The organism is Pseudonocardia xishanensis (genome assembly GCF_039541715.1).
Lineage (GTDB): Bacteria > Actinomycetota > Actinomycetes > Mycobacteriales > Pseudonocardiaceae > Pseudonocardia > Pseudonocardia xishanensis.
Map to the genome: position 1 here is coordinate 45,720 of NZ_BAABGT010000076.1, position 10,097 is coordinate 55,816.

The window sequence follows — 10,097 nt, forward strand, 5'->3', positions numbered from 1 at the left end:
GCCTCGTCTTCGACATCGCCGCGATCGGCGCACTCGGGAAAGCCGTGTCGTCATGGGGCGTCGAAGCGCGGTCCCGCGGCCGCGTGGTCCGCATTGATCGTGAGGTACGAACTCCACTGCTCGGGCAGGTCGTCCTCGTAGTAGATCGCTTCGACCGGGCATACCGGCTCGCATGCGCCGCAGTCCACACATTCGGTCGGGTCGATGTACAGCATCTTTCCGGCGTCGTGGATGCAGTCGACCGGGCACTCCTGGATGCATGCCTTGTCCTTGACGTCGATGCACGGCTCGGAGATCACATAGGTCATCGCGTCTCCTGCCCGGTGATCGTCCAGGTGTCGCGGCCGTCGAGCAGGGCCTGCAGGTCCGGCGTGGGGTTGCGGTCCTTGGCCTGCTGGACCTGGGCGCGGGCGGCGTCGTCGTAGGTGGTGCGGTCGACGTTGCGGAAGATACCCGTGACGGTGTGGGTCAGGTCCTGGTCGCTGAGCCGGGACAGGGCGAAGGCGAGCTCGTGGTTGCTCGCGTCGTGGGTCACGATCTGCTCCGGTGCCACCGAGTCGGCGGAGACGACCTTGAGCCGCAGCCCGTCCTGGACCACGGCGTAGCGCTCGTTCTCGGGGCCGAAGACGATGGGCTCGTCGTCTCGGACGGGGACCAGGCGCTGGTCCTTGGTCTCGGGCTTGCGCAGCAGGTCGAAGGAGCCGTCGTTGAAAATGGGGCAGTCCTGGAAGATCTCGACCAGGGCGGTGCCGCGATGGGCGGCGGCGGCGCCGAGGACCTCGGTGAGGCCCTTGCGGTCGGAGTCCAGGGCGCGTCCGACGAAGGTGGCCTCGGCGCCGAGGGCGAGGGAGACCGGGTTGAAGGGGTGGTCGACCGAGCCCATGGGGGTGGACTTGGTGACCTTCCCGACCTCCGAGGTGGGCGAGTACTGGCCCTTGGTGAGCCCGTAGATCCGGTTGTTGAACAGCAGGATCTTCAGGTTCACGTTGCGGCGCAACGCGTGGATGAGGTGGTTGCCGCCGATGGACAGCGCGTCCCCGTCACCCGTCACGACCCAGACGGACAGGTCGGGTCGCGAGGTGGCCAGGCCGGTGGCGATGGTCGGGGCGCGGCCGTGGATGGAGTGCATGCCGTAGGTGTTGAGGTAGTACGGGAACCGGGAGCTGCAGCCGATGCCGGAGATGAACACGGTGTTCTCGCGTTTGATGCCCAGGGTGGGCAGGAACTGGCGGACGGCGGCGAGCACGGCGTAGTCGCCGCAGCCGGGGCACCAGCGGACCTCCTGGTCGGAGGTGTAGTCCTTGGCGGTCTGCTTCGCGTCCGTGGTGGGGACGAGATCGAGACCGCCTGCCCCTGCTCCCAGGCTCGGGAGACCGAGGTCAGTGCTCATGCGGATGCCTCCAGGCGAACGGAATCGGCCAGGGCTCCCAGGTCGAGGTGATCGAGAATCACGTCCTGGAGTTCCTCGGCCTTGAAGGGCAGGCCCGAGACCTTGGTGTAGGACTGGGCGTCGACCAGGAACCTGCCGCGCAACAGGAGGGCGAGCTGGCCGAGGTTCATCTCCGGTACCAACACCCGTGAGTAGCGACCGAGGACGTCCCCGAGGTTTGCGGGCAACGGGTTCAGGTGTCGCAGGTGCAGCGTGGCGACATTGTGGCCTAGACCCCGGACGCGCCGGGCCCCGGCCACGATCGGACCGTAGGTCGACCCCCAGCCCACGACGAGCAGCGTCGCCTCACCCGACGGGTCGTCGACGGCGATGTCAGGCACCGGGATGCCGTCGATCTTCGCCGCGCGCAGCCGCATCATGCGGTCGTGGTTGTCCGGGTCGTAGGAGATCGAGCCGCGTCCGTCGGCCTTCTCCAGGCCGCCGATGCGGTGCTCCAACCCGGGGGTGCCGGGGATGGCCCACGGCCGGGCCAAGGTCTCCGGGTCGCGCAGATACGGCCAGAACTCCCCGGATCCGTCCGGGGCGTTGACCTCGGTGGCGAACCCCGGGTCGACCTGCTCCAGGGTGGAGGCGTCGGGGACCTTCCACGGCTCGGAGCCGTTGGCCAGCGCCCCGTCGGACAGGATCATGACCGGGGTCCGGTACTTCACCGAGATCGCGGCGGCCTCGATGGCGGCGTGGAAGCAGTCACCGGGCGACTGCGGGGCGATGATCGGCAACGGGGCCTCGCCGTTGCGTCCGAACATCGCCTGCAGCAGGTCGGCCTGCTCGGTCTTGGTCGGCAGCCCCGTGGACGGGCCGCCGCGTTGGACGTCGATCACCAGCAGCGGCAGCTCCAGGGCGACGGCCAGACCGACGGTCTCGGCCTTGAGCGCCACACCCGGACCCGACGTCGTCGTGACACCCAGCGCGCCACCGAAGCTCGCGCCGAGGGCGGCGCCGACACCGGCGATCTCGTCCTCGGCCTGGAACGTGGTCACGCCGAAGGCTTTGTGCTTGGACAGCTCGTGGAGGATGTCCGAGGCCGGGGTGATCGGGTAGGAGCCGAGGAAGACGGGCAGGCCGGTGGTCTGCCCGGCCGCGACGATGCCGTAGGCCATCGCGGTGTTCCCGGTGATCTGCCGGTAGGTGCCCGGCGCCAGCTTGGCCGGGGCGACCTCGTAGGTGACCGCGAACGCCTCGGTGGTCTCGCCGTAGGCGTGCCCGGCGCGGAAGGCGAGGATGTTGGCCTCGGCGATGTCGGGTTTCTTGGCGAACTTCTCCCGCAGGAACCGCTCGGTGCCCTCGTGCGGGCGGTGATACATCCACGACAACAGACCCAGGGCGAACATGTTCTTCGCCCGCTCCGCGTCCTTCTTCGACAGCCCCGTCTCCTCCAGCGCACCCCGGGTGAGGGTGGCCATGGCGACCTCGTGGACCTGGAAGTCCTCCAGCGAGTCGTCCTCCAGGGGGTTCGCGGCGTAGCCGACCTTGGTCAGGTTCCGCTTGGTGAACTCGTCGGTGTTGACGATCAACACCCCGCCCTTGGGCAGGTCGGCGATGTTGGCCTTCAACGCGGCCGGGTTCATCGCCACCAGCACGTCCGGCCGGTCCCCGGGGGTCAGGATGTCGTAGTTCGCGAAGTGCAGCTGGAACGAGCTCACCCCGGGCAGGGTCCCGGCAGGGGCCCGGATCTCCGCGGGATAGTTCGGCAGGGTCGACAGGTCGTTGCCGAACGTCGCGGTCTCCGAGGTGAACCGGTCACCCGTGAGCTGCATGCCGTCACCCGAGTCACCCGCGAACCGGATGACCACCCGGTCCCGGCTGAAAGTACTCGCTGGTTCATGGCCAGGCCGGTCGATCGCCACTTCGCTTGTCCTCCTTGACGTGACCACGTGTCGCGCCGGAGACCCAAAGTAGTTTGACGCCTGATATTCAGCAAGGCTGATTTAGGGAGCCACCGTGACCATTCGGCCCGAAGGGCCCGAATCGCTTGCGCCGAGTAACACCCAACCGACGCCTGCGGGTTCCGTCGCGGTCTGCGGTCCCGCGCCGGAGTATGCGACGCGCACTGGCTCCCCCCGCGTACAAGACTCGCCTGACCTTCCCTGCTAAAGCGAACCCGACCTGAGCAAGACGATGTGGCAGTTCCTCGGCGCCGTGCGCCGGCTCGCCCCAGCCGCGCCGCCTTCGACCCGACCGCACGCCCCTGGCTCACGAAACCGACGACGCTCATCGGATGAGCCGACGCCGATCCCGAACCGCGATGACCGCCACCACGCCCTGCAGTCCACCCGAGGTGCGCCGGGCCCGTGGGTTGCTCCGTTCGTCTCGATGCGATGCGTAGGTGGCGGAACCTGGCTCCCGCCCGGGCGGCGGAACTGTTCGGCCTCGCTGTCCGGGAAGAACGCATCCCCCGCCACCTCGAACGCTCCATGGACGATCAGCTGACGGCCGGGTTCGACGAACGCCTTCGCCGCCTGCTTGCGGGCATAGGCGAACGTGTGCGCGCACGTGTTGAAGGCGAACTGGTCCCGAACCTCGAACACGACGCGACCGAGCTGAACGCGCAGGAACGGCCGAGGCGGGTCCCCCTTGGTCTTACCGGCGGTCACCGCGGACGCCGGCAGACCGATCGCGTTCGCCGCGATCGCCGGCTCCGGCATCCCTCTCAGCGCCCGCACCAACCGGACGTCACCGGAGGCGGGCAGCATGTCGGCGGCGTCCTGAGCCTGCTCCCACACCTTGTGGAAATGCTCGGCCGTCTTCTCCTCATGGATGTAGATCAGCACTTTGCCGATCCGCACGCTCACAGCCGCATCGTCCGTGCCCGGGTGAATGATCTGAACCTCAGTGCTCTGCGGGCCGATCAACCTCGCGGTCGCCATGACCGCCTGCTCCTGGCTCCGGCCGACGCTCATCGGACGCCACCGCTCTGACTACTCCGGGTGTCGGACATGCCGACCAGCGTCACGGCAGGCGCACTTCTCGTTCGCGCTCGTTCTCGCGGCCACCCTGATGCGTCATCGGAACAGCAAGGCTCACGCCCTGGACCAGTTGCGCCGCCGCCATGTACGCGGCGCGTGCCCACGGACGCGAGTGGCTGCGCTCGGCGATCACGAGCGCCAACCGAGCGAGCGCGAACGTCAACTCCACCCCGCCGTTCTCCGCGCCGATGGCGAGCCTGCGCGCGAGCAGTAGCCGCCTCGCGACGATCCTCAGCTCTCCTCCCCCGCCACCAGCGGCATTCCGTGACCTGGTCCCCCGAACGCGGTCCGCCGCCGCGGCGTACCGGAACGATCCGACGGATCGTTGACTGCGGACAGCGCAGTCAGCACGTCTCCCAGCCCGTCCGCAGCCTCCTCCGGCGCGACCTTCCCGGACTCGACCGCCTCCGCCACACGCTGCACCTGATCCGCGGCGGTCGTGGGCCGTATCCGCCGCGGCTCCCCCGGTTCGCTCTCGGCCTAGCGTTGCTGTAGGCGGGGCAGCGACAGGTCCGGGGCCAGCTTGCGCGGCCAGAACCGCTTGCTCGAGTCCTACCGAACCAGCACCGCGGCAATGTGGATGTGGTCGTCAGCGTGCCGGACAGCGACCCACCGCGGTCCTCCCGGGTCGTCCCGCTCGGCGATCCCGGCGTCGTGCAGCAGCTCGCGGGCAATCTCCGCCCACTGCTCATCCGGCAGCACCCGATCCGCGTCCGAGAGACGCACCGAGCAATGCCAGACATAACCCCGACCAGCTTCGCTCGGCTCTCGAAGCGGAAGCCCAGCCGCGACCGCGGGGGCCTGCATTGCCCGGATCAGAGGGCCGAGCTCGAGGTCATGCTCGCCGGGCCCGCGCTGTTCTGGCTGCCATCCCCTGTCGCGGCCGTCCCAGGACGCGACCACCCGGGGCCGGACGTGCTCATCCGCCACACCAGGACCGAAGAGGTAGGCCAGCAGCCCGCCTGCCCGCCACCCATGAACAACCTTTGCGATCACCGACGGCCGGATGTGGACGCCACGATTCGGTCCAGGACCTCATCAAGCTGCTTGAGGCGCTCCGCGACCGCGTCCGCGTTCGCCCCACCGGCGTCGGCAATCGCCGCCAGCTCGATCCGCACCCGTACGAGTTCCGCGACCATGCTCCGCCGCCGATCCCGCCGCGCCGCTGGGGTGGCGGCCTCCACCGCCCGCTCCCCTACCCAGGCCGCCACCGCGGTCCCAGTCCGCCGCGCCGCGGCGAGTACCAAGCCATACTCCGACGTCGAGAACGCGATCCGAACAGACCGAGCACGCCGGCTGGACAGACGCGAACGACGGACAGCGTGAGAACCCATGCGCGCCAGGCTCTTCGCACGACGGGTCTACGCCGTTCGCACTCGCTCACCAGGTGGCGACCCAGAAGCTCAGCCCGGCCCCGACACCGACGACAAGCACCATGACGAGGCCCGCCTTCACCAAGGACTGCCAGTTTTCCCTGCTCTACGAGGCAACAATCGAGATCCCGAGCGATCTCCCGACGGAGCACATCGACAAGCTCCTTGAGGAGCACACGCACGAGAGGAACCTGACGGCCAATACCACCAGCCAGGCCCTCGGCACCTGGGACGTCCTCAACGACACTGAAGCTGTCAGCACGTAGCAGGACAGCTTTACGGAGCAGCAAGCAGCGTGAAGGTCAGCCCCCCATCCACCACTACGGTGGCACTGATGCGGAGGCTTTTGATTACCGGGCGCGCAAACACCCACTTGTCACGGCAGTTGATCTTCAGTCGCTGCTAGTGTGGCTCATCCTGCAGGTGGGCACGAGCATAGTGGAGTCCCAGCAATGAATAACGGCGAACTCCACTTTTTATACGACCCAGCTGGCAAGGCCAACACCACCATGAGCCTCTTTTGGTTGCGCTTGATGCTCAGTGGCTTATCCGATAATTTCACCGACTTACAATTCAACCCCCGAACTAACTACAACCGAGTTGTCAGCATGGAGCCGGGCCAATGGCTGATGCACATCAACTTCCCTCTTCATGGCGACTTACATAAGGCAACGGCCCTTGAGATTAGAGCGGGGCACATCACTTCAGTCTCCGTTCGAATGATAGGAAAGTTTGATGCACTCCTGGAGAACCGGGGGTCAAAGGTCTTGCCCCGAGTAAAGCAGCCGGTAGCCATGCCTGCGAACTACGAAACCCCTTCAGGCGTCGTCTACATCGGCCTTGGAAGGGCGTTGCTCCGGAGCGTGGAGGAGATCCGCAAGAAGGCGCCACCAGCCACCACAAACCCCACCGTTCAGCTGGCTGGCTTTGTGGAGAAGTCCACGACGTACGAAGACATTGGCTCGGAGTCCAGGACTCTGGTCAACGCGTCCCGCAGCAAGATGAGCCGGTCGTTCCGTGCAAGCCGTGAGTGGGTCCGGTCATGGCATCTTGGCGACGGCAGTAAGTCATCCGACAGCTGGAAGGCCAAGGTTGGGCCGGGCTGGGCTAACTTAGAGGCATCGGTCGGCAGCGAGCTTCAACGTACCTACTCCATTACTGGCACCGAACGCGAGGAGTACTCAGAAGAGGTGCAGGTAGACGTCGCACCGCAGTCCCAGCTTGTCCTGACCCTCAACTGGAAGCGTGTGTGGCTCAACGGCGTAGCTCAGGTGTCGCAGGACGGCAGCACCATCGAGGTGCCGTATCGCATCGCCCGTGGCCTGACCTTCGACCAGCACCTCACGGAGCAGCACCTCTGAGGGGCTTCGTGCTGGACATCCTGAGCCATAATTGCCTTCCGCGCCGAAACACGCAGAACTACGTATATCGTCCGACTGCGCATGGGTCGACGCTCCGGCTGCAAGCGTGCCGAGAGCAAGCCTCTCCTAACCATCAGTCAGGAGCCTCCAATGCCGAGTAAAGTATCGGAGATAAAGTCAAATCCTTTCGTCTCGAAGCTCATCGATGCGGGGTCAACCGACCGCATTGTCCGCCTTGAGGGCTACGTGAACGTGCTGGACGACACGATTCAACTTTTTGATGACCTCTCGCTGGGCGCGTACACCGAGATCCGTAAGTCTGACATTATCGACTACACAGAGAATGCTGGCTCGACGCCCGAGATGCAGCGGCACCAGATCTTCGTGAGTGGAAGCGCCCAGGTGCGACTGGTACTGACCAAGATATCGACTGCAGGTGATCTACCCGGTTCACACAAGGACGTTCCGCCCCGTGGGTTCGCACGTAGCCCGAACACCGGCGACTTCGAGCATTCCATCGAAGGGCAGAAATACTGGTGGGCGGGAGCGTCTGCAGCGTGCAGGAACTATCACAACGAACGAATTTCCGCGATCAACGATTGGATCGATGTCGTTGACGGTATCAATCAGGATGGCCGGTTCAACGGCCTCATCTCCGAGCTGCGGTAGCAGATTAGCATGAATGAGCACCAGCGGGCTCAATGCGGTTAGCATCCGTCGAACTAGAGAGACAACAAGCTTCTGACCTCTAGGCACCCTTGTCTCCACCACCAGGCTTCCCAGCCTGCCCAAAGAAGTACCCCAGGATCACCAAGAACGCGCTCGACACGATCTGCATGACCTCCGCACCCCGGAACATCGCCACGATCACGGTCACCGCCAGGGCGACGAGCAGGAGCGAGCCCACAATGCTGGCTACAGACTCGCGGGCCAGCCAGGTCTGCCGAGGGGCGCTCTTAGATCCCTGTGTCGATACGACGCAGCTCCGCAGCGCACTCAGCTTCCTTCGCTAGCCCTGCTCACTCGCTTCAGCGACACGCTGTGTCCGCTGATGTTCCTCCAACTCCTGCTTGATCTCTGTTGCATTCATCAGGAGCTGGCGCCTCAAAGCCTCTCCTGGCTGCCGGTGATCTCGCTAATCAGTCGCTGCGAGCGCCGAGGTGGTTACAGCGCTCCAAGGTGCTTCCGATGGTGAAAGCAGCGGACGACCTCAGGAGGACGCCGGCCCCCGCCGTTCCGCGCCAAGTTGGTGCGACTTCGATGCTTGTTCAGCCACTAAACAATCCAACGCGCGCGAGAATTGGGTACTACGAAAAGACCCCATTGGAGCACAGAGGGTCGTCTGGCTCCCCTGCATAGGTATAAGTCGTCATGCTGGTCGCCACCTGCCTCCATGACAGAGCGATGACAGTCTGTGCGTCAACAAGATCAGACTTCACCCCGACACCGCCGGGCCGGACGATGGCATGCCTCCCGTGCCCTGGTCGTGGGACGTTTCCAATCGCCAACAGCAGGACTGCTGGACCGAACGCGACTCCGCACTGAGAGAGAACCCCACCGGTATAACCGGCTCGAAACTCGATATCGCTAGCGGCTCAAAGTACGGCCCATCTCATGCTCCTGAAAGAGGTAAACGAATGAACCGTCTTGGTCTCCGTAGAACAGGTACTCCACAAGTTCTTTGAACGGGATAGTTGTTGGCGGCGGAACCGCAGGGCTTAGCGATGAACGGAACGTCCCACTCGCAATGCCACCCAGGACCACCTTGAGCATCCAACGTTCGATGTCGTCGCCAGCAAACATAGCGAACAAACGGCCGGGAGTACGCGAGACCATGAGGTCCTGGCATCGAGCGCACACTCCGAAGAACTCCGCCGCCTCAGCGTCCAGCGCAGAGAGTGCCTCGTTATGCCTGCCGCACAGGACCTTTGAGCGGAAGGACTTGTGGCTCACCTCCTTCTTACCTGGCCCCTTCTGCCACCTTAGGCCCTCGACCCAGAAGGTCTTCTCTCCGATCTGGTCGAGGATCGACTTGCTGAACCAGTGCTCACGGGTCAGGTCCTCGGAACAGTCGGCCGAGCTGGCGGCGTAGCACTGCGGATGGGCGTAACCGGTGCGTTCGCCACCAAGGAGTGGGCGCCCAGTTGGCGGCACCGTCCAGTGGGCTGGACCTTCAGCGTGACAGGACCTTGCGCGCCTATAGGAACCACACGGGCAGTGGTCATCGAGATCCGGTCCGAACGGATTCTTGCCGCTGCGATAGCTGACCGGCTGTTGCTCAGGCTTCCTCTTCACGTCAGTGATCAGCATCCTGGTGGCCGCGCCAGGACCGCCGAATAGACAGCTGCCCTAAGACCCGGTCTTTGATCACGCCGAGGAGCTTAAGCCGCTCTTCGGTACATTCTGATCACTATCGGCGACCGTCACCGTTGATGCGGCGAACGCACACGCTCCGCATCTACTTGCCGTCAGATGATCCGTCGGTTGGCGTCGCAGAGTACTACCTCGCCACGGGCTGCGTGCTCTGCCTCGCAAGCCGTGCTGCTCTGCGTCCCTGCCACCGCGTTCCAGTCGTTCACGAGGAGCACAGCAAGTCCACCGAGGAGAACCACGGCGGCGAGCACCAGCACCGGGCTGGCAAGGGCCAACAGACCGCACTTCCGCTTGAGCAGCATGTACGCGGCGAACGGGGCCGCGGGCGGCGGTTGCCCAGGTCGCAACATGGTACCGACTACTGAAGCGCATCGTTTCCGAGCTCAGTCCCGTCGTTCGGTCTCCTTCGGGCTGCCCGCGCTGTGATCTGTCTGCACTGCGAACGCCCTCGTTCGCGGAGCCCGTGTCGCGCCCTTGAGACCGCAGAAGGGAACCTTCTGCATATCTTGCTCCGGCAATCCCGGCGAGTTCAGCGTGGCTGAAAGCTCGTGCAGTCGAGCCCGCGGCTGTTCGG

General features: G+C 65.1%; 12 protein-coding genes and 1 pseudogene. 3 read left to right on the forward strand and 10 right to left on the reverse strand.

Annotated features, from left to right (window positions below):
• Positions 1-86 precede the first annotated feature (86 nt).
• The 8 genes and pseudogenes from fdxA to ABD993_RS25400 all read right to left on the reverse strand — a co-directional run.
• A pseudogene (gene fdxA / locus ABD993_RS25365) lies at positions 87-308 on the reverse strand (ferredoxin); the annotation flags it as partial.
• Entirely contained in the window at positions 305-1,390 is a 1,086-nt protein-coding gene (locus tag ABD993_RS25370; RefSeq protein WP_345423484.1) for a 2-oxoacid:ferredoxin oxidoreductase subunit beta, read from the reverse strand. The pseudogene fdxA and the gene ABD993_RS25370, both read right to left, overlap by 4 nt.
• Positions 1,387-3,297: a 2-oxoacid:acceptor oxidoreductase subunit alpha gene (locus ABD993_RS25375; RefSeq protein ID WP_345423487.1), complete on the reverse strand. Its 1,911-nt coding sequence runs from the start codon at positions 3,295-3,297 to the stop codon at positions 1,387-1,389. The genes ABD993_RS25370 and ABD993_RS25375 overlap by 4 nt, the downstream gene beginning before the upstream one ends.
• Positions 3,298-3,540: 243 nt before the next feature.
• Positions 3,541-4,350, reverse strand: coding sequence for a hypothetical protein (locus ABD993_RS25380; RefSeq protein ID WP_345423490.1), 810 nt, complete (start codon positions 4,348-4,350; stop codon positions 3,541-3,543).
• A gap of 49 nt (positions 4,351-4,399) precedes the next feature.
• Positions 4,400-4,585 carry a hypothetical protein gene (locus tag ABD993_RS25385; RefSeq protein WP_345423493.1) on the reverse strand — a complete coding sequence of 62 codons (186 nt, stop codon included), beginning with the start codon at positions 4,583-4,585 and terminating at the stop codon, positions 4,400-4,402.
• Between the two features lie 62 nt (positions 4,586-4,647).
• A complete protein-coding gene (locus tag ABD993_RS25390) occupies positions 4,648-4,830 on the reverse strand; it encodes a hypothetical protein (RefSeq protein ID WP_345423496.1) in 183 nt (60 codons plus the stop codon).
• Positions 4,831-4,968: 138 nt separating this feature from the next.
• Positions 4,969-5,142: a hypothetical protein gene (locus ABD993_RS25395; RefSeq protein ID WP_345423499.1), complete on the reverse strand. Its 174-nt coding sequence runs from the start codon at positions 5,140-5,142 to the stop codon at positions 4,969-4,971.
• A 266-nt stretch (positions 5,143-5,408) separates the two neighbouring features.
• Complete coding sequence (locus ABD993_RS25400) at positions 5,409-5,600, reverse strand: hypothetical protein (RefSeq protein ID WP_345423502.1); 192 nt, start codon at positions 5,598-5,600, stop codon at positions 5,409-5,411.
• A 203-nt stretch (positions 5,601-5,803) separates the two neighbouring features.
• Between ABD993_RS25400 and ABD993_RS25405 the strand changes: the two genes are divergently transcribed.
• From ABD993_RS25405 to ABD993_RS25415, 3 genes are all read left to right on the forward strand, one after another.
• On the forward strand, positions 5,804-6,055 hold the full coding sequence (locus ABD993_RS25405) for a hypothetical protein (RefSeq protein WP_345423505.1): 252 nt from the start codon (positions 5,804-5,806) through the stop codon (positions 6,053-6,055).
• A 186-nt stretch (positions 6,056-6,241) separates the two neighbouring features.
• Positions 6,242-7,150, forward strand: coding sequence for a hypothetical protein (locus ABD993_RS25410; protein ID WP_345423508.1), 909 nt, complete (start codon positions 6,242-6,244; stop codon positions 7,148-7,150).
• Between the two features lie 81 nt (positions 7,151-7,231).
• Positions 7,232-7,819 carry a hypothetical protein gene (locus ABD993_RS25415; protein ID WP_345423511.1) on the forward strand — a complete coding sequence of 196 codons (588 nt, stop codon included), beginning with the start codon at positions 7,232-7,234 and terminating at the stop codon, positions 7,817-7,819.
• A 79-nt stretch (positions 7,820-7,898) separates the two neighbouring features.
• Here the strand turns inward: ABD993_RS25415 and ABD993_RS25420 are convergent, their stop codons facing one another.
• Positions 7,899-8,057, reverse strand: coding sequence for a hypothetical protein (locus ABD993_RS25420; RefSeq protein ID WP_345423514.1), 159 nt, complete (start codon positions 8,055-8,057; stop codon positions 7,899-7,901).
• A 680-nt stretch (positions 8,058-8,737) separates the two neighbouring features.
• A complete protein-coding gene (locus ABD993_RS25425) occupies positions 8,738-9,460 on the reverse strand; it encodes a hypothetical protein (RefSeq protein WP_345423517.1) in 723 nt (240 codons plus the stop codon).
• Positions 9,461-10,097 lie beyond the last annotated feature (637 nt).

What these genes read in the sequence shown, in the direction of transcription:
- ABD993_RS25370 (WP_345423484.1), bottom strand. Translation starts at nt 1,390, where the DNA reads ATGAGCACTGACCTCGGTCTCCCGAGCCTGGGAGCAGGGGCAGGCGGT.
- ABD993_RS25380 (WP_345423490.1), bottom strand. Translation starts at nt 4,350, where the DNA reads ATGAGCGTCGGCCGGAGCCAGGAGCAGGCGGTCATGGCGACCGCGAGG.
- ABD993_RS25410 (WP_345423508.1), top strand. Translation starts at nt 6,242, where the DNA reads ATGAATAACGGCGAACTCCACTTTTTATACGACCCAGCTGGCAAGGCC.
- ABD993_RS25415 (WP_345423511.1), top strand. Translation starts at nt 7,232, where the DNA reads ATGGGTCGACGCTCCGGCTGCAAGCGTGCCGAGAGCAAGCCTCTCCTA.
- ABD993_RS25425 (WP_345423517.1), bottom strand. Translation starts at nt 9,460, where the DNA reads ATGCTGATCACTGACGTGAAGAGGAAGCCTGAGCAACAGCCGGTCAGC.